Source organism: Fructobacillus tropaeoli, from assembly GCF_016860625.1.
Classification (GTDB): Bacteria; Bacillota; Bacilli; order Lactobacillales; family Lactobacillaceae; genus Fructobacillus; species Fructobacillus tropaeoli.
In genome coordinates this window covers 279,290-297,910 of sequence record NZ_BOJU01000002.1, presented here as the reverse complement: position 1 = coordinate 297,910, position 18,621 = coordinate 279,290, and the positions used below count along the sequence as shown (strand labels likewise).

At 44.0% G+C, this 18,621-nt stretch carries 16 protein-coding genes, 1 tRNA gene and 1 other annotated feature; of the genes, 13 read left to right on the top strand and 4 right to left on the bottom strand.

The genetic code is table 11. The features are described 5' to 3' along the window. The first annotated feature begins 22 nt into the window (after positions 1-22). From FT12353_RS03410 to asp3, 7 genes are all read left to right on the top strand, one after another. Positions 23-700 carry a uracil-DNA glycosylase gene (locus FT12353_RS03410; protein WP_059393214.1) on the top strand — a complete coding sequence of 226 codons (678 nt, stop codon included), beginning with the start codon at positions 23-25 and terminating at the stop codon, positions 698-700. 88 nt (positions 701-788) lie between these two features. Then, positions 789-1,778 (top strand): phosphate acetyltransferase, encoded by a 990-nt coding sequence (gene pta / locus FT12353_RS03405; RefSeq protein ID WP_203618449.1) that lies wholly within the window; start codon positions 789-791, stop codon positions 1,776-1,778. Positions 1,779-1,868: 90 nt separating this feature from the next. Beyond that, positions 1,869-3,320: a glycosyltransferase gene (locus tag FT12353_RS03400; protein WP_059393212.1), complete on the top strand. Its 1,452-nt coding sequence runs from the start codon at positions 1,869-1,871 to the stop codon at positions 3,318-3,320. Continuing rightward, on the top strand, positions 3,317-4,150 hold the full coding sequence (locus FT12353_RS03395) for a glycosyltransferase (protein ID WP_203618447.1): 834 nt from the start codon (positions 3,317-3,319) through the stop codon (positions 4,148-4,150). The genes FT12353_RS03400 and FT12353_RS03395 overlap by 4 nt, the downstream gene beginning before the upstream one ends. A gap of 21 nt (positions 4,151-4,171) precedes the next feature. Further along, on the top strand, positions 4,172-5,605 hold the full coding sequence (gene asp1, locus FT12353_RS03390) for an accessory Sec system glycosyltransferase Asp1 (RefSeq protein ID WP_059393210.1): 1,434 nt from the start codon (positions 4,172-4,174) through the stop codon (positions 5,603-5,605). 110 nt (positions 5,606-5,715) lie between these two features. Beyond that, the gene (asp2, locus tag FT12353_RS03385; protein ID WP_239061168.1) at positions 5,716-7,254 is read left to right on the top strand and encodes an accessory Sec system protein Asp2; all 1,539 of its coding nucleotides are present in this window, start codon (positions 5,716-5,718) and stop codon (positions 7,252-7,254) included. Then, positions 7,254-9,098 carry an accessory Sec system protein Asp3 gene (gene asp3 / locus FT12353_RS03380; protein WP_203618445.1) on the top strand — a complete coding sequence of 615 codons (1,845 nt, stop codon included), beginning with the start codon at positions 7,254-7,256 and terminating at the stop codon, positions 9,096-9,098. The genes asp2 and asp3 overlap by 1 nt, the downstream gene beginning before the upstream one ends. A gap of 88 nt (positions 9,099-9,186) precedes the next feature. On the opposite strand, the gene FT12353_RS03375 is transcribed toward asp3, so the two are convergent. Beyond that, positions 9,187-9,837 (bottom strand): NAD(P)-dependent oxidoreductase, encoded by a 651-nt coding sequence (locus FT12353_RS03375; protein ID WP_059393206.1) that lies wholly within the window; start codon positions 9,835-9,837, stop codon positions 9,187-9,189. A gap of 223 nt (positions 9,838-10,060) precedes the next feature. Next, on the bottom strand, positions 10,061-10,861 hold the full coding sequence (locus FT12353_RS03370; protein ID WP_168778500.1) for a sulfite exporter TauE/SafE family protein: 801 nt from the start codon (positions 10,859-10,861) through the stop codon (positions 10,061-10,063). A gap of 72 nt (positions 10,862-10,933) precedes the next feature. Between FT12353_RS03370 and FT12353_RS03365 the strand changes: the two genes are divergently transcribed. Then, the gene (locus FT12353_RS03365; RefSeq protein ID WP_158531850.1) at positions 10,934-11,107 is read left to right on the top strand and encodes a hypothetical protein; all 174 of its coding nucleotides are present in this window, start codon (positions 10,934-10,936) and stop codon (positions 11,105-11,107) included. A 436-nt stretch (positions 11,108-11,543) separates the two neighbouring features. Here the strand turns inward: FT12353_RS03365 and FT12353_RS03360 are convergent. Then, a tRNA-Leu gene (locus FT12353_RS03360) sits at positions 11,544-11,627 on the bottom strand. A gap of 268 nt (positions 11,628-11,895) precedes the next feature. Between FT12353_RS03360 and serC the strand changes: the two genes are divergently transcribed. From serC to FT12353_RS03340, 4 genes are all read left to right on the top strand, one after another. Continuing rightward, the gene (gene serC, locus FT12353_RS03355; protein WP_059393204.1) at positions 11,896-12,987 is read left to right on the top strand and encodes a 3-phosphoserine/phosphohydroxythreonine transaminase; all 1,092 of its coding nucleotides are present in this window, start codon (positions 11,896-11,898) and stop codon (positions 12,985-12,987) included. Then, positions 12,981-14,156 carry a 3-phosphoglycerate dehydrogenase family protein gene (locus tag FT12353_RS03350; RefSeq protein ID WP_203618563.1) on the top strand — a complete coding sequence of 392 codons (1,176 nt, stop codon included), beginning with the start codon at positions 12,981-12,983 and terminating at the stop codon, positions 14,154-14,156. The genes serC and FT12353_RS03350 overlap by 7 nt, the downstream gene beginning before the upstream one ends. Positions 14,157-14,173: 17 nt before the next feature. Further along, positions 14,174-14,662, top strand: coding sequence for a phosphatidylglycerophosphatase A family protein (locus tag FT12353_RS03345; protein ID WP_059393202.1), 489 nt, complete (start codon positions 14,174-14,176; stop codon positions 14,660-14,662). 75 nt (positions 14,663-14,737) lie between these two features. Then, positions 14,738-15,463 (top strand): YebC/PmpR family DNA-binding transcriptional regulator, encoded by a 726-nt coding sequence (locus FT12353_RS03340; RefSeq protein ID WP_059393201.1) that lies wholly within the window; start codon positions 14,738-14,740, stop codon positions 15,461-15,463. A 122-nt stretch (positions 15,464-15,585) separates the two neighbouring features. Here the strand turns inward: FT12353_RS03340 and FT12353_RS03335 are convergent, their stop codons facing one another. Continuing rightward, positions 15,586-16,047, bottom strand: a complete 462-nt coding sequence (locus tag FT12353_RS03335; protein WP_059393200.1) for a flavodoxin domain-containing protein — start codon at positions 16,045-16,047, stop codon at positions 15,586-15,588. A gap of 304 nt (positions 16,048-16,351) precedes the next feature. Then, positions 16,352-16,565: a binding site (T-box leader), on the top strand. 75 nt (positions 16,566-16,640) lie between these two features. On the opposite strand from FT12353_RS03335, the gene thrS reads away from it, so the two are divergent. Beyond that, on the top strand, positions 16,641-18,599 hold the full coding sequence (gene thrS, locus FT12353_RS03330; protein WP_059393199.1) for a threonine--tRNA ligase: 1,959 nt from the start codon (positions 16,641-16,643) through the stop codon (positions 18,597-18,599). The last annotated feature ends 22 nt before the right edge of the window (positions 18,600-18,621 follow it).

Here is an 18,621-nt window from a genome sequence, read left to right as displayed (position 1 = left end):
CTTATTAGGAGTAGTATACACCATGGCTGATTTTTCTTTGACCAAAGCTGACTGGGATCAGGCTTTAGCACCTCTTTTGCCCGCAGGCTATCAACAGCAGGCCGAATCATTTTTAAACGAAGTTTATCAAGATCCCCAAAAACCAGTTTACCCCAAGCGTGAAAACGTTTTTCTGGCTTTTGAGAAAACGCCGTTAGCGCAAACGAAAGTAGTTATTCTAGGTCAAGATCCTTATCATGGCGAAAATCAGGCCCAAGGCCTGGCCTTTTCGGTGCCTGATTTTCTACCAGCTCCGCCATCACTGCGCAATATTTTAAAGGAGCTAGTCAGCGATACTGGCAACGTCCGATCCAGTCATGACTTAACGACATGGGCAAGCCAGGGTGTCTTGCTGTTAAATACGGTTTTTACGGTTGCTGCTGGTCAAGCTAATAGCCACCAAAAACAAGGCTGGGAAGAACTCTCAGATGCAGCGATTAAGGCGGCTAGCGCTGATCAACGGCCAAAGGTTTTCATTTTGTGGGGGAAGCCGGCCCAGCAAAAGGCGCGGCTAATCGATACTGAAAGGCATCTGATTTTAATGGCGCCACACCCAAGCCCATTGGCCGCTTATCGAGGCTTCTTTGGTTCTAAACCATTTTCGAAGGCCAATGCCTTTTTAGAAAGGCACCAAGAAGTCCCTGTTAACTGGTTGAAATAAGTTTGAAATTTGACCGTAAAGGGCTAATAAAAGAAAGAAACTTTGGTATACTTTAGAAAAGACTAACGAGTAAAAAGGGAGCGCAAATATGTCACTTTTCGATCAGTTTAAAACAGAAATTAAGGGTCAAAAAATCCGCCTTGTCTTTCCTGAGGGAACGGATGAACGGGTTTTGACAGCCGCTGTTGAGTTGGCCCAAGAGGACTTGGTCAGCCCAATTGTTTTGGGCGAAAAAGAGACGATTGTTGCCCTTTCAAAGAAGCTTCAATTGAGTTTAAATCAGTTTGAAATTGTTGATATCAAAACCGTTCCAACAGATCAACGCGTCAAGATGATTCAGGCCCTAGTTGAGCGTCGTAAGGGTAAAACAGACGAAAAAACAGCTGAAAAATGGCTTCAAGATGAAAACTACTTTGGCACGATGCTTGTCCAAATGGGTGCCGCTGAGGGGATGGTTTCTGGAGCAGTGCATCCAACTGGTGATACGGTTCGTCCGGCTCTCCAATTAATTAAGACAGCGCCTGGTTCCCGCCGAATTTCTGGTGCCTTTATTATGCAGAAGGGCGACCAGCGTTTCGTCTTTGCTGACTGTGCGATTAACATCGAGATTGATGCCGAAACGATGGCTCAAATCGCTGTTCAATCAGCTCGTACTGCTAAAATTTTTGGTATCGATCCAAAGGTGGCCATGCTTTCGTTTTCAACAAAGGGTTCAGCAAAGGGCGACCAAGTTGAAAAGGTGCAGGAAGCTACAAAATTAGCCAAGGAATTGGCACCAGAATTAGCTGACCAAATTGATGGCGATTTGCAATTTGACGCAGCCGTTGTTGAAAAGGTGGCCAATGCCAAGGCACCCGGCTCGACGGTGGCTGGTCAGGCGAACGTCTTTGTCTTTCCAAGCTTGGAGGCAGGCAATATCGGTTATAAGATTGCCCAACGTTTGGGCGGATTTGAGGCGATTGGCCCAATCTTGCAAGGACTGGCCAAGCCAGTTTCGGACCTTTCCAGAGGTGCTTCCAAGGATGACGTGGTCAAGGTAGCCATTATCACAGCAGCTCAAGCTTTGGCACAGCGTTAATCATCGTTTTAAAGGGGTAACCGAGTCCTTGGTTAGCCCTTTCTTGCCATTATTTCAACAAAAATCTGAATGAAAGCGGTATAAGTGTTTATGAATTTTTTTCTTAACCAAGGTATGGGTCACGGAAATTCGGGTGTCGAACATGCTCAGTTTTATCGAGCTCAATGCTTCTTAGATCGACAATTACCATTCAAAATTGTCTTTACTGATTTACTCCAGGATTTGCATATTCATATGCGTGAGTGGCATTTGCCGGAAAATCAGGTTATTGGCCTTTATGATTTTTTGTTAGCCGCTGACCCTTTGGATTACTTGGATAATGGCTTGCCTGCAGACGAAGTGCAAAACAGCCATGAAAAGATTTTAATTGATCAAACCGATACGCAGCGAATTATTACGACGCAGAGTTCTGGTAATTACCAAATTCGCCGTTTACGCGATAAGATTTTTAATACAGAAAAAAATATCTATATCGTTGATGATGCCCACGTTTCCTTGACGAAGGGCGCACATCAGGTTGAGTGGTCATATCGACAGGGTCCAGGTGAAAAAATCATGCAGGACATTCATCTGACTAATTTCTTGGGGGAAAATTACTATTTCTTGACCTTTGATGAGTTAGTGGCCTTTTTCTTAGATCAACTGGCAGCACATTTTGGACAAAATACGTACTTTGTTGACAGGGGAACGTTCTACGATGAAACTTTGGTTCGACAAAAGGCAGCAGGTTCTAAGCAGAAAATTGTTGGTATGGTCCATGCGAACCATAAGGTGAGCGAAGAGAACGGGCACATTCTTTTTAATAATTTTTATCAGTACACACTGGATCATTTAGACCAGTATGATGCGGTTGTTGTGGCAACCAAGGCACAAAAAGCGGGTCTAAAGGCTGATTTGCAAGGTTATACGGCAGAGAAAAACCTTAATAAGATCTATGCCATTCCTGTTGGTGGGGTCACAAAGCTTGGCCAAGCAAAGACTAGAAAAAATCAAAAATTAAATTTGGTAACAGCCTCTCGTTTGCACGAAGAAAAGCACATTGATCAAATTATTGACGCTGTTCAAGTTCTGGTGGAGCGTGGTCATGACGTTAATTTGACCATCTATGGCGCCGGAGCAGAGGATCAAAAATTAGCCAAGCAAATTAAGGAGCTTGGTTTGACCAATCGAGTTGTCTTAGCTGGTTTGTCTCAGCATGTGACCAAGGATTTGCAACGTCATGATGTTTTTGTTTCCGCATCATACTCGGAAGGATTTGGCTTGACTTATCTGGAAGCCTTGAGCCAGGGGCTACCAGTCGCTAGTTATGCGAATAACTTTGGCGCCAAGGAATTGATTCATCCTGGGAAAAATGGTTATTTGGCTGATTTTTTGACAACCGATGCTGACCGGAAAAACAATGTGGCCCAGCTTGCGGATGCCATTTTGTCTTGTTTCCAGGACTATGATCGGCTTTCGGCTGGTGCAATCGCTTCTTGCCGGCCATTTTTGACAGAAAATGTTGCTGAAAAATGGGCACAACTGGAGGATGAACTATCATGAAAGTTGCATTAATTAATAGTTTTGATGAACGAAACCAGCAGGCGGTTGCTTGGCAAATTAATCAGGTGCTAACTGGTGAATTGGATGAACTTTGGCTAGCAACCCCTCATGAAGATGCTGTTCAAATCGCCCGTGATCTTGGCTTGGAGTTACACCAAGTTTTTGATCTTTGTAGCCAAAGTTATCTGGCCGATCAAGCAGATGGTGAGGGAGTCTGGTTTTATGATTTAAAAGTTCCTAACCAGGGTCAATTGGTCGTCAATAAGGACTGGACGAAGAGTATTTCCGTGGCGGGTCACTTGGTGGCTGACGTACGCTGGTTTGCTAATTCCAACCGCCTCGTGCAGGCAGTGACTTGGCAAAATGAAGGCGGTCAAGTGGACCGCAAAGATATTTACCAACGCAATGGTCGTTTGTTTGCCAAACAATATTTCAGTAACGGTCAACTGCTCCAATCTGATTTTTACGTTGGCTTTGATCAGATGGTGTGCCAAGACTTTTATTTTCAAGGGATGCGTAACTTTGTCATCGATAAAAATCAGCGTCATTATGACTCTGCAGAGAACTACTTGAAACATGTGATGGAAAAGCAGGGACGCTGCGATGTCCACATTAGTACAGTCGACCGTTGTTTGGTTTTGGCACCTACTGGGACCACTTTGGCCCTCCCAGAGGGTGTTTTGGATGACCAGGGGAATGTCTGGCCTGATTTAGTCATGGTCCTAACGAATCAAAATCATGCTGTTAGCCGTGTATTGGTGGCAGAAATTGACCGAGAAAAACTAAAGAAGGCAGGCCTACCCTTAGATAAGGTTGAACTGTTAGCTTAAGGTTGATAAAGGAGAGAAGCCTTGAACATATCCTTATTGCCAACCTGGCAAGAAAATTCGAACTCAAAAAACGAGGTTGATAGTAGTCTGGCTTTGACCAAGCTCTTTTTGCGTGCCGAAGACCAGGTGACGGTTATTTTTGCCAATTACTTGCCACGGTTGAGGACCTGGCTTGGTCAGGCTCAGATTGAAGCCATTCAGTATTGGTCTGCCTATGACGAGCTGCAACAAGTGACACAAAAGGATCGTCAGCCACTTGATTTAACTGATTTTACTTGGCCAAAGAATGCTGAATTTGTTCGTATGTACGATCGAATTGTGGTCTTGGTCGATTTAGCCCACTATGCGACAATTTATTTTACTTATCCCAAAGCAGATTTGATTGATCGAATTGATTTGCTTCAAAACGGTCAAGTGGCGCAACAACTCACGATTGATGATCGGGGTTTTGTTTCGCGAGTATTGACTTACCAAGAGGAATCATTGAAGACGATTGACTATCTTAGTCAAAGCGGCGCGGTGGTTGCAACTGAAAACTGTCAGACTGGTCAGGTTCAGGCGCTGTTACCGGATGGTTCTGAGCAAACTTTTGCTGAGATGGGCGCCCTGATTGAACACCTGGTGGTTTTACATATTCAATCGCTTTCAGATCAAACGCTTCTGGTAGAACCTTCGGTAAAAAACCTAGCAATTGCCCAGCAAATTCAAGGAGATAAGCGAGTCCTAGTCTTGGACTATCCCTTTTATGGGGCTGAAATTAGTCAGGAATTAGGCCCAAATGATCTTTTATCTTTCCAGACTGTAACGGGGCAAGTGCCACTTTCATCAGCTTTCAACCTAGCCCACCAACCAATTGTACTGGGTCCCTTTGCGGTTGATTTGGCGACTAAGAATGCTGTACCGAAGAAGCACTTTGTTTGCTACTGGCGCTTGGGTTCGCTTTCAGTTGATTATGCCAACCATATCTTTACCACACTTTTCGACTTGGCAATTGAGCATGAAGATTTGGTAATTATTGTTGAAAATGACATGTGGCAAGTTGGCTTTCAGCAATTGTTAACCGAAAAATTAGGTCAATTGGCGCAGAGCCAAACGTTGCCTTTCGAACGATTAGAGACTTTACCTGCCCAGTTTGTTCTACTTGATTGGCAGGCGCCTAAAAAGCGGCAGGAGTATCTGCAAACCGCATCGGTCGTTATTGATTTGGCCGATGAGGTCGATTTGTCACTTCAGGCGCAAGCTTTGGCGCACGGCCTGCCTTCTCTGACTAAAACCCAAACGGCTTACCAGGCACCAGAGATGAAGCACATTCAAAGTGTGAGCGATATTGTTACTAGTTTGAATTGGCTCTTTGATCAGCAAAATTGGCAGGAAGTTCAGGATTCCTTGATAAAGGTTCAATCAGATTATGCTAGTGATGCTTTGGCTGCTAAGTGGCGGCTTGAGTTACGCTGATTTTAAATAAAAAAGTTATCTGTCAGAAGGTAATTGAGTTGAACGGGACTAGCTTGGTTGAAGCGATGAAGGTCAACTAAGTATTGAATAACTTTTGAAGGAGGACCGCGATGGCCCAGATGTCAATTTTACAAATTGGAGAAATGGATTGGACCGAACAGGTTCAAAACGAAAATTTGGACTGGCATTATACTGCTAGCTTGGACTTGCCTTTCTTGTTGGCTCGGCAACAAGATCCCAGTTTTTTAGCTTATACATATGTTTTGTTGACCGATTCCGTGATTGATTCGACCGTTTTGGCACGTCAAATCAGGGAGTGGCCAGCTTATCGAGTTATTTATTTGGGAAATGCCGTTGGTTTCAATTGGGAGTTGAAGCAGGCTTTAGATGATCGTGGTGCTTTTTACTTTCATGAAAAAAAGCCAGAAGAGGTGGCTAATCGAATTTTTCGTGATTTGTATTTGGGACAAGCAGGTTTTCCAACTCGTTTCTCTGAAACGCAATTTTTGCCGGTCAAAAATTATCACTGGCAGCTCACACGGTCGGGACGATTTTCGACCGCAATTAGCGGCGATTTTGGCGATGATTACCAGCAAATTGGAACGCTTAAAACTTTTCCAGGTGACTATCAGCCAGGGCAAGAGAATCTTGTTTACTGTGATTATGAACAAACTGGGGATGCTGAATTAGCGTTGTGCTTTGTTTTTTATCACAATGGTAATTTACAGCAATTACAGATGATTCAAGGGCCTGCAATGCAGCGGTTGACGGCGATTAAGGCGCCGGCCTCGTATCAGGACTATCAAATTCTTGTACTTGTGAAGGGTAAAGGGTCCTTGGACCTGCATAATGTGCACCAACGGCGGTCTCGCCACGGGCTAGGGTATTTTTTACCAGGTGGAAGGCGTGATATGACCGAGGATGGGCAGGAAGTCCTTTCCTACTTTAACCCAGGTACTAAAAAGGGTCCACTTGTTGTTCTCTTTGTCGGCACTCGTCTTTATGTTGAGGGATTTGAGATGATGGGACCTTTGTCTGATTTAGGCTACCCATACTTGCTCTTTACGGATTCCAGAACACAAGGCGGAGCCTTTATGGTCGGTAATGAAGAATACGAGGATTTAGTCACGGAAAAAATCAGGAGTGCTCAAGAAACGGCCCGAGTAACGGCCGATGAATTGATTTTAACCGGATATTCAATGGGTTCTTACGCTGCGATGTATTATGCTGGTAAGGTTGCTGCTGACCATCTAGTATTGGCTAAGCCAATTATCAATTTGGGAACCTTCACCGCCCAGGGGGACTTTGCGCATAGTGGCGTTAACCATGATTGGATTTTAGATGTTCGCTATTTGTTAACCGGCCGGCTTGATCAATCTGATACCGAACGTTTAGATCAAAAATTGTGGCATTCGTTGAATCAATTGACTTGGCGCAATGGCGAGGTTTCACTCTTTACGATGACTCAAGACGAATATGATGGTGAATCATTACCAAAGTTATTGGATTACTTCCGCCATAACAATGTCACCGTTAATCGTCAGCAAATGCCTGGCCATCACGAGGACCAGGTAGATGCCATGGTCGAATTTTTGAAAAAAGAAATTAGCCGACAGGCCAAAGTAATTAAACAGGAGGGCTGGCGTTAATGCAATATCAAATCTATTGGCAACCACAGACAGTCCTCCATGAGTTACAGGGTGCAATTGTTGACTTCATTAAGGAAAATGAGGTTCATTATACGAATCATTTTTTACCTTCTGGTCAGGTTATTGCTTCATGGACGGATGCAGCGAATTACTATCGAGATAAGTCTGTTTCTGATTTACCCCGATTGAAGCCAGGTCGTACTTATCGGACAACTCGTCGAGTCCAAAATTCCAAGCGAATGCACGCATATTTGAGCTGGACATTTTTTGATGAAAAAGATCAAATTATTAGCAGTCAGTATCAAAACAGTAATTCTTTGGATTTAAAGGTGCCAAGAGTTTATAGTCATTATCGGTTAGATTTGATGTCAGCTGGAACGGGTGACTTTACTTTCTATGAGGTCACGATGGCTGAAAAAGTTGATGGCTGGCTCATGGACCAGGACCAACAGATAACCGAATACCTCGGGGCGTATTTGGCTATGCCAAATCAGCTGGCTAGTAAAACCCTTCGAGTAATCTTGGCAGAGCCAGAATTTCACCAAACAAGTTATCCAATTCAAGCAGTGAAAAAATCACCCCAGGCGGTCTTATACCTTGCTACGGATTTGCTTCATTGCCAAGATTTTTATGATGAAGCAGTCTTGAAAGTAATCAGCCAAGCCAAAAAAGAAGCCCGTGCTAAGGACGTTGAATTTGTTGGCTATGGTTTGGTTTCTTCCATAGTGGCATTGCAATACCGCCAGGCCGTGAAGGGGGCGAAGGCAATTGTTGCCAATCCCGACCAGCTTATTTTGCCATCAGGAATCGACCATTATTCAACTGATTTAGCTGCTTTTTTGTCTTCGTTACCAGAAAAAATTGAGGGATTAATGAGTGCCGATGATAGCTTACTGGTTCATTACTCTTTGGCGGACAATTCTAGCCCCATTCAGGTTATCCGCCCTCGGATAGAACTGCTGCAACAATTATCTTATCCTGAATGGCCAGAAAGTCGGCAGGAAAAGCTTGAACGGATTCGAGCAAAGCGTGAGGCTGAAAAGCAGCTTAAAAAAGACGGGCAGAATCAAAAAAGTCAAATTCAGAGTAGTGAGGTCAATAGTGATTCGTTGATTGACGAAAAGCAAGATAGTGATTCGGATATTCAGCAAAACGAAGAGAGAATCGCTACTGAAAAGAGTCTGTTAGCAACTGGTACCAATCAAGGGGTTGCGCCTGACCAACCTTTGCCACCATTAGGCCCGGTTTTGGTGCCTAGAGACTTACCACCATTGACAGAAGGTAGTCAAGAATCTGCATTATCCCAGTTAGGAATTTCGGTGAATCAAAGCCAGGTAGTTGACCAGCCATCAGAGTCACCAGATGGTTTGCCATTAATCGATTCGACTCAGGAAAAAACGGTCCAGGAGGATCAAGGTGAAACTGAGCAAGCAGAACAAAATGATTCAAAAGAGTCTGTGGGGTCAGAACCAAAGGATGTAAAGGAGTCAGTGAAGTCAGATCAAACTGATGAAGCGGAGTCTTTGGAGTCAGATCAAACGGATGAAGGAGAGTCCTTGGGGTCAAATCAAGCTGATGAAGAAGAGTCTTTGGAGTCAGAAACGGATGCAGAAGAACGATTAAGGTTAGAACATGATGAGATGAGGCATGAACAAAAGAATGCTTTAGATGCCGAGGAAATACTGCAAGAAGAGCAATTAGCAGCTGAATCAAGTCAGGTAGCAGAAGATGAAACAGATTCGGTAACGAGAAAAGTACAGGAAACACGAGAACAACGAATCGCAAAGGCTGAAGCCAACCGCCAAAAACAGCTTTTAGGCTTTTTCACTAGAAATCGAACTTAATCGATACGATAGCCACTAACATGTTTTGTACGTTGAAAAGGCCCCGAAATTTTAAAATTTCGGGGCCTTTTTGTTAGTAAATTATTGATTAGTGGTTCGCAACGGTAAAGCGTTGGTTAGGGTGCTTTGGTTCGTGGTATTCGGCCACTAAGACGTTGGCAAGTGTATCACTTGTCACGACTGATTTTCCTTCATTGTTGGTCAAAAGATCATCTTGTCCGATTAATGGCTCTGGATCGGCAGGGCCAGCAATGAACTCCATGGATGGTGAAATACCAAACCAAGAAACATTTTCAACATTTTTCAAAAAGTCGAGTTCAAGAACCTGGTTGGCTGGACCGCTCACCCATGCCTCTGATCCTGGAATCTTCTTTAAATCGTCAAGCAAGAGGTGGCGGTCATCTCCGGTATGAAGTGAAGCGGCGCCCAGAATAAAGGCCAGGCGTGGCTTTTCTTGTTCACGGACGAGGTGAACGAGGTGGGCAGCCAAATCAATCTGCAAGAAAGCCTTGGTTGGAGCCGAGAAAGAATCGACAACAACGTCAAAAGCTGCAAGATCTTCTTTTGTTAAGTCAAAGGCGTCCTTTTGCAATGTGCTAATGGCTGGAAACTCCTTTTTTAAATCGGCGAGCTTTTCGGCTGACCGACCATTGGCAGTGACTTCATCGCCGGCAGCCAATGCCGCCTTAACCGTTGCGGAACCCGCCATCCCTGTTGCGCCAATAATTAATACTTTCATGAAAACTCCTTCCGATGTTGAACGTTTGTTGGTCATTTTGACCTGAAAGATTGATTGATCTGTTTGTATTTTTAAAAGATACAACACTGATATTATACCATACAACCTAAATTCATTATAGGTCTGATAGCTGATTTCACCAATGGAGCGGGTGGATTTTGATGACAGAAAAAAGAGCTGACCAATAGTTGGTTAGCTCTTTTAGATGCTGTTGATTTAATTTTTAGAAGTAAGCCTTCACGAAGAGGTCGACGGCCAACAAGACTGCTAAAATACTGACAATGATTTTTAATGTCTTATCTGGGATAATGCGGACGATTTTTGGACCAATATAGCCACCGATGAAGAGGCCGATTCCCATTGGAATGGCCAGTTCCCAGTAAATGTGAGAAGAAAAGGCGTAAATCAGGGTTGCAATCAAGTTTGATGCACCAAGAGAAACGTTCTTGACCGCATTGTAGGAAGAGAAGTTCATCGTAGTTGTGGCAGAAAGGATGGCCAAAAGCATCACACCACCGGCCGCACCGAAGTAACCACAGTACATTCCAACCAACAAGATGGCGATGGAAATCACCGTCTTATAGACTGGTGAATGGGCATCGTTTTCCATTGATTCATCGCGAGTCAGATTGAGTGGGTTTGACTTGGACTTATTGATTTGCGAGAAAAGGAGTAAACCAGCGAGCAGGACGAAGAAGGGAACAATCTTAGAAAAATAGGAAGCTGGTTGTGATAAAAGCAACCAGGCGCCGATAATCGATCCAAGAATTGTTAATGGAAAAATTTTAATCAATTCTTTTTTATGGCTGGTTAATTCCTTTTTGGAAGAAAACATTGAACCGAAACCAGTCATCACGAGGGCGGCGGTGTTCGTGACGTCAGCAAAAACTGGTGGAATACCGACTGCTAAAAGTGCGGGATACGAAACAAGAGAGGCCAGTCCGGCAGTGGTACTGACGATTCCAGCTAAGATGCCCATCGGGAGAAGGAAAAGGAAGGCTTGTAAATAATGGTCTGTTATCATAAAAAAGAAGAACTCCTTTGAAATATTTTTATTTTTTTGTAAAATCACAAAAATTAATAATTAGGTGGAAAAATGTTAGAAAAACTAACAAGAATAACAGTTATGAGTATAGAAGTTTCCCGACAGAAAAGCAATTCTGGCGGGAAAGTGTTTTTCTTTTTAAATAAAATTCACGGTTTTGTGATTTTTTTGGCCTTATTTGTCGGCTGGGTTTCAGTGAATGGTGGGGGGATAGGAGGAAAATGAGGGTGAAATGTAAAATAGTAGTCAGTTGGTGATTACCTATTTTCCAAAAAAACAATATTTAACGATAGATGTAGGAGTTGATGTTTCTATTTGCAAAAAACGGTGATATTTAACGATAGAGATAGTGTTTGGTGTTTCTATTTGCAAAAATACTTCATAATTTCAAAATAGAAATGTAAGTTGGAGCTTTAATTAAGACAATTTTTTATTTGTGTGGAATAGTTATTTTTGGAGTCAAATAACCATACCAATTTTACGCAAAACTGGAATATAAATGAAAGTGCCACAAAATTGTACAAAAAGTGTACAAATTATTTGTAAGGACGGCTAAAACACGTCTGAAAAAATTAGTTTTAAACGTAACGAAAAAGCCCGAACCATCGCATTTAAACGATGACATCGGGCTTTTCATGTGTTTGTTAAATTATGCTTAGAATGCCGATGACAGGAATCGAACCTGCACGGTGAAATCACCATACCGACCTGAACGGTACGCGTCTGCCAGTTCCGCCACATCGGCAACAAACGAGTAAAATTATACCTTGGATAAGCCCTAATTACAAGTCTTGACTTTAATTAAAATTTTCTTAAAATGGATACTAATCGAGTAGAAGTAGGCCCGCAGGTATTGGGACTTACCAACGATTGATGGACTACAATCAGCCGCTGGCGTCTGAACTTTTAAGTTTACTGTGTGTCTTTCAGTTTTTTTATTTTGACCGTATTGGGCACGGGGCGCTAGAGGGCACCTTGTGCTTTTTTTGTTGGTGAAGAAGGAGGAAAAAACGTTGAGTAGCTATAATTTTTCGGCTGGGCCTGGGGTCCTGCCGAGCCCGGTGATTAAGCAGATTCGAGAGGACTTGGAAAAGGAAGAAAACTCACACTACAGTATCTTAGAGATTTCTCATCGTAGCGCCAGGTTTGATGAAATTATTCACCATGCAGAAGACCGTCTGCGTCAGTTGATGGACATTCCAGATGATTACGCTGTTCTCTTTATTCAAGGTGGGGGTTCCTTGCAGTTTGAGATGCTGCCCCTCAACTTGGCAAATCAGAAGAATAAGATTGCGGTCTTAGATTCCGGTAACTTTGCCAATAAGGCAGCCAAAGCGGCTCAGGCAGTTGGCAAAGAGGCAACCATTGTTGCGAGCTCAAAGCAAGACCGTTACCGCTATTTACCAGAGTTACCAGCTGATTTTGATGCAGCAGACTATGACTACCTCCACATTACCACTAACAATACCATTGAAGGCAGCACCTACCACCAGGACAATTTGCCCAAGACAACGGGACACTTGGTAGCAGATATGTCTTCCAACATCTTAGCCGAACCCTATAACGTGTCTGATTTTTCAGCCATCTTTGCTGGGGCCCAAAAGAACCTAGGACCGGCCGGTGTTACGCTTGCCATCGTGAAAAAGGATTGGCTTGCCGAACAAAAAATTGAAGGCGTTGGCCCAATGATGCGTTACCAGTCATACATCGACAAGGACTCGATGTACAACACGCCACCTGTCTTCAGTATTTACGCCCTCAGTCTTGTTCTGGATTGGGTTTTCGAACAGGGCGGTGTCAAGCAACTTTACCTAAATAACCAAAAGAAGGCTAAGCGCCTTTATGATTATTTAGATCAGTCTGATTTTTACCAAGTGCCTGTTTCTGGTGAGGAACGGTCGTTAACGAACGTGGTCTTCACGACTGGAGACAGCGACTTGGACAAGAAAATCAGTTTGCAAGCTGATCAAGAAGGACTGCACAACCTGGCTGGTCACCGTTCGGTCGGTGGCTTCCGGGCATCCCTTTATAATGCACAGCCAATGGCAGCAGTCGAGGCGTTGATTACATTTCTGGAGAAGGCGGAGAAGGAACACAAATCATGAACATTAAAACGTATAACGCGATTAGTCACACCGGTTTGGACTATTTGAAGGACCGTGGTTACGAGATTAACGGCGACCAGGATCCCGATGGTATTTTGTTGCGCTCACAGGACTTACACAAGGAGCCAATTCCAAAGTCAGTGAAGGCCGTTGTCCGTGCTGGAGCTGGTTTTAACAATATTCCGGTGACCGATTTGTCAAAGCGGGGAATTCCGGTCTTTAATACTCCCGGTGGCAATGCCAATGCGGTTAAGGAATTGACGGTTGCCGCATTGATTATGGCGGCCCGACCAATCGTGGGTGCGATTAACTTTTCTAACCAAGTTCGCGGTGGCGATGTTTCGCTGCGTACGGAAGCAAATAAGGGTGGCTACCGTGGTACGGAGTTGTATGAAAAGACACTTGGCGTAATTGGTCTTGGAAACGTTGGTTCTAAGGTTGCTAACATCGCCTTGGCCTTCGGCATGAAGGTGATTGGTTACGATCCAGGTCTGAATGCTAATACTGCCTGGCGTGTTGATCGTCACATCACGCACGCGAAAAGCGTTGATGAAGTCTTGCAACAGTCTGATTTTGTCACGGTGCATATCCCTTATACGAAAGAAAACCACCACTTTATTGATGCCGACAAATTGGCAGAGATGAAGCCAAATGCGGCTTTGATTAACTTCTCCCGTGGTGGCATTGTCGATGATGAGGCCGCAGTGAAGGCTTTGAATGCGGATAAGCTGCGGATGTTTATTACTGATTTTAGTAGTGAAGTCTTGTTTGACAACGACAAGGTGATTATTACGCCACACATTGGCGGATCAACGGTTGAAGCCGAAGATACTTCAGCCTTGATGGCGGCTAAGCAATTAGACGACTATTTGACCAGTGGAAATATCGTGAACTCGGTCAACTACCCAGATATCAACGAACCATTTACGACTAAGTACCGGTTGGGCGTTTTGCACAATAACGTGCCAAATATGATTGGACAAATCACGAAGGTCGTTGGGGAACTGGACTTGAACATTGAAGAATTATCAAACCGAGCAGTTGGCGACTATGCCTATACCCTTTTGGCGCTAAATCAGTTACCATTAGGACAAGAGGACAATATTGTCGATAACCTAGCAGCCATTGAAAACGTTTTGAACGTTGAATTGTATCAGAACCAGGATTGAAGGGGAGAATTAAAAAAATGACAGAAGCACTCCAACAAGCAGCCATCGATAAATTGATTGCCCGCGGCGTGACGTTGCAGGACGTCTTTGAAGGAACAGAAACTTTTTTGATTGAAAAGTTTCATGATGAAGTCGATGGGGAAGCCCTCGATAAGGCGATTAACCGCGTGTTGCACAAGGATGAAGTCGCCGACATTATTTTGACGGCCATTTTCTTGGATGAGCAAGCAGTTTTGATGCCTGATTCAGAACCATTGAAGGCTCGGTTGAAGCGTGATGCTAACGGCCACAATGTGGATGAAATTTTGGCAATCGGCATTACCCAACAATTCTCAGCCGCAGCAACGGTTCATTATGGACGTTTGGATGATGAAAAGCCTGGCTTGATTGGTGAAATCAATGATCGCACCGACACTGTCAACGTTTACTTGGACGATATCTTGGCCGCCTTGATTTCATCTGCTGCGATGACTTACCTGGAAGTCCTTGGCGGAAACGACTACTAATCGAATTTTCCCTGGTTAATTAATGCAATTTTTGTTACAATAAATTGTATTTTAATTTTTTAAGGAGAAGACACAATGTCAGGACATAGTAAATGGCATAACATTCAAGGTCGTAAAAACGCCCAAGATGCTAAGCGTGGAAAAATTTTCCAAAAGCTTGCGCACGACTTATATGTTGCAGCAAAGGCTGGCGGTGCTGATCCAGAAATGAACGCTTCATTGCGTTTGGTTGTTGACAAGGCCAAGGCAGCTAACATGCCGAAGGATAACATCCAACGAGCTTTGGACAAGGCTTCAGGTGCCGGTGGCGCCAAGTTCGAAGAAGTAACTTACGAAGGTTATGGAACAGCTGGAGTAGCCGTTTTGGTTGAAGCTTCAACTGATAACATTAACCGTACGGTTTCTTCTGTTCGTAACTCATTCAAGCACTTCGGTGGCTCATTGGGAACTTCTGGTTCAGTTGCTTTCCAATTCGACCGCAAGGGTTACTTGGTCATTGACCGGTCAGAAAACCCTGATTTGGATGAAGACACGATTTTGGAAGCAGCATTGGAAGCAGGCGCTGAAGATGTGCAAACTTCCGATGAAGCATTTGAAATTTACACAGAACCAAGCGATTTCCAGGCTGTTGAAGCTGCTTTGACAGAAGCCGGTTATGAATTCGCCGATGCTGAAGTTTCAATGATTGCTCAAAACCCAATGGCGATTTCTGATGAAGATCGCGAAAAGTTGGACAGTTTGGTCGACGAATTGGAAGAAAACGAAGACGTTTTGGCTGTTTATACAACTGCTGAAGACTAATTTGACTTTCAAAGCCAATTAAAAAGGCAAGCCCGTTAAGGCTTGTCTTTTTTGTTTGCTGATAGTAGTGGAGCGCTCGTTAATTTTAAATTTGATTGAGCTGGTTAAGCGCTGGCCATTACTTATTTTTGCACTTGGGCTAATGCAGCCTGGACCAAGGCTGCTAACTTCTCTCGATCCTGGTCACCTGGGTAAAGGTTAATCCGGGTGAGTTCACCGGCACGCTTGGCACCGGTCTTTTGAAATTGTTCATCAAAGGAGTCAAGCGCTAGGCAATAAAGGTCACCATAGAAGGTATCGCCAGAGCCGGCTAAAGCATAGGTGAAATCAGGTAGGGCCACGTCGGCGAGGTCGTCGAAATAGTCGAGTCCTTCATCGGGGAGTGACCCTTCGTCGTATGTGTAAGGGACAACAAAACCGAGATCAAAGTCTTGTAATTCCTCTGGCTCAGTTTGGGAGATTTCGCTTTTCTTAACAGAAACTCCCTGGTTCTCTAATTCTTCGACTAAAATATCGGCAACGGCTTCGTTGTTACCGGTAATTGTGGCAAAAACGACTTGGGCTGTGAGATTTGCTGCAGGCATTGTCTGCCTCCTTTGGTTATGAGATTTAGTATCATTATACAAAATTTACCGGGGCTTCGTTTGAACAAAAGAATAACAAAGATGATTTGAAAGACTGGTAATTTTAAAATTCTTGTCTTATAATAGTCACAAATACGAGGAGGATGTTTGATATGGCATTGAATAAAGACCAAGTTGCAGCCTTGCAAAACGTTTATGATAACGGCATTTTAGACCACGATGACAAAGCCCGCCAGGCACTAGCCCAGGTTTTGGCTGACGCGAAATAATTGATATTTTGTTTTGGTCGTGTTATATTTAATCATAGAAATTGCTGATGAGGATAACTTAGGTTAGCAAGTCCTGATAGAGAGCTTACGGTTGGTGGAAGTAAGCAGGGCCCTAATTTTTTGACTACCTCTGAATGGCTAACGAGTAGGAATTGAAAGTTAGCCCGGGTGACACCGTTAACTGTCTCAAAGACCCAGGTATTGATTTTATCTGGAAATTGGGTGGTACCACGGTGACACGTCCCTTTGTGCAAACGCACAAAGGGATTTTTTTGTCCCTAATTTTCCAAATCAGCAATTGAAAAAAGAAAGAAGGCAATCATAATGGCAGAAATTACATTAAATTTCCCTGATGGCGCTCAGAAGTCTTACGAGGCTGGCATCAAGCCCATTGAAGTTGCAAGTTCAATTGCAAAGTCATTGGCAAAAAAGTCTGTTTCAGCAAAGCTGAATGGACACTATGTTGGGATGAATGATCCTTTGACCGAGGGTGGCGATTTTCAATTAATCACTACTGCGGACGAGGAATCATTGGACATCCTGCGTCACTCGACCTCGCACTTGCTTGCTCAAGCAATGCGTCGCTTGCCAAAGTTTGCTCACGCACACTTCGGAGTTGGACCATTTATCGAAAACGGTTTCTATTACGACACTGATAACGGTGCTGGAAACCAAGTTTCTGTGGAAGATTTCCCAGAAATCGAAGCGATGATGAAGAAGATTGTTAAGGAAGACTTGCCAATCTTGTCACACGAAATCAGTCGTGCCGAAGCCTTGGAAACATTCAAGGATGACCCATACAAGGTGGAATTGATTAATGATTTGCCTGAAGACGAGCCAATTTCAGTGGCCGTTCAAGGTGAGCATATTGAATTAGACCGTGGTGGTTTGGTGCCATCAACTGGTTGGATTAAGCACTTTAAGTTGGTTTCTGTTGCTGGTTCATACTGGCGCGGTCAATCAGACAACGCTGTTTTGCAACGTGTTTATGGAACGGCCTTCTGGAATGCCGAAGACTTGGAAGCTGATTTGCAACGTCGTGCCGAAGCCAAGGAACGTGACCACCGTAACATCGGTCGTGACTTAGACTTGTTCTTCACGAGCCAAAAGGTTGGTTCAGGCTTGCCAGTTTGGTTGCCAAATGGGGCAACGATTCGTCGCCAGGTTGAACGTTACATCGTTGATAAGGAATTGGCCAACGATTACTTGCATGTTTACACACCAGTTTTGTCAAACTTGAACTTGTATAAGACTTCAGGTCACTGGGATCACTACCGTGAAGACATGTTCCCACCAATGGACATGGGAGATGGCGAATTCTTGGAATTGCGTCCAATGAACTGTCCTTCACATATTTCAGTTTACCAACACAAGCCACGTTCATACCGCGACTTGCCATTACGTATTGCTGAATTGGGCATGATGCACCGTTATGAAAAATCAGGAGCCTTGACCGGTTTGTCACGTGTTCGTGAAATGACTTTGAACGATGGACACACTTTCGTAGCACCAGACCAGTTGGAAGAAGAATTCAAGTCAATCTTGAAGATGACCATGGCTGTCTACGAAGACTTCAACATCACGGATTACCGTTTCCGTTTGTCATACCGTGACCCTGAAAACACTGCTAAGTACTTTGACGACGATGAAATGTGGGAAAAGTCACAGGCACAGTTGAAGCGGGCTATGGACGACATGGGCTTGGATTACTTCGAGGCACCTGGTGAAGCAGCCTTCTACGGTCCTAAGTTGGATATCCAAACAAAGACGGCCTTGGGTGGTGAAGAAACATTGTCAACCATCCAATTGGACTTCTTGTTGCCAGAACGCTTTGATTTGACTTATGTCGGTGAAGATGGTCAAGATAACCACCGTCCAGTGATGCTCCACCGTGGTATTGTGGGAACGATGGAACGCTTCACGGCCTACTTGATCGAAATGTATAAGGGCGCTTTCCCAACATGGTTGGCACCTTTGCAAGTTCAAATTATTCCTGTTAACAACGGTGCTCACGGTGCTTATGCTAACAAGATTAAGCAAGAATTGCAGGAAGCTGGTTTGCGTGCTAACGTCGAAACTAAGGAAGCCAAGATGGGTTACTTGATTCGTGAAGCACAAACCAAGAAGGTACCATATACGTTGGTCTTGGGTGATGATGAGCAGGATAACCAAACGGTTACGGTTCGTCGTTATGGCCAACAAGAAACCGAGAAGATGTCAGCTGATGCCTTTAAAGACTTAGTCTTAAAAGATGTTGCCAACTACTCTCGAGTAGCAGAATAATGTAGTAACCAACAATCGATCC

Excerpts from the sequence above, each read along its gene's own strand:
- FT12353_RS03375 (WP_059393206.1), bottom strand. The coding sequence starts at position 9,837 with ATGAAAGTATTAATTATTGGCGCAACAGGGATGGCGGGTTCCGCAACG.
- FT12353_RS03370 (WP_168778500.1), bottom strand. The coding sequence starts at position 10,861 with ATGATAACAGACCATTATTTACAAGCCTTCCTTTTCCTTCTCCCGATG.
- pta (WP_203618449.1), top strand. The coding sequence starts at position 789 with ATGTCACTTTTCGATCAGTTTAAAACAGAAATTAAGGGTCAAAAAATC.
- FT12353_RS03365 (WP_158531850.1), top strand. The coding sequence starts at position 10,934 with ATGTTAGAAAAACTAACAAGAATAACAGTTATGAGTATAGAAGTTTCC.
- asp3 (WP_203618445.1), top strand. The coding sequence starts at position 7,254 with ATGCAATATCAAATCTATTGGCAACCACAGACAGTCCTCCATGAGTTA.
- FT12353_RS03335 (WP_059393200.1), bottom strand. The coding sequence starts at position 16,047 with ATGCCTGCAGCAAATCTCACAGCCCAAGTCGTTTTTGCCACAATTACC.
- asp2 (WP_239061168.1), top strand. The coding sequence starts at position 5,716 with ATGGCCCAGATGTCAATTTTACAAATTGGAGAAATGGATTGGACCGAA.
- thrS (WP_059393199.1), top strand. The coding sequence starts at position 16,641 with ATGGCAGAAATTACATTAAATTTCCCTGATGGCGCTCAGAAGTCTTAC.
- FT12353_RS03410 (WP_059393214.1), top strand. The coding sequence starts at position 23 with ATGGCTGATTTTTCTTTGACCAAAGCTGACTGGGATCAGGCTTTAGCA.
- FT12353_RS03400 (WP_059393212.1), top strand. The coding sequence starts at position 1,869 with ATGAATTTTTTTCTTAACCAAGGTATGGGTCACGGAAATTCGGGTGTC.
- FT12353_RS03395 (WP_203618447.1), top strand. The coding sequence starts at position 3,317 with ATGAAAGTTGCATTAATTAATAGTTTTGATGAACGAAACCAGCAGGCG.
- FT12353_RS03345 (WP_059393202.1), top strand. The coding sequence starts at position 14,174 with ATGACAGAAGCACTCCAACAAGCAGCCATCGATAAATTGATTGCCCGC.
- FT12353_RS03340 (WP_059393201.1), top strand. The coding sequence starts at position 14,738 with ATGTCAGGACATAGTAAATGGCATAACATTCAAGGTCGTAAAAACGCC.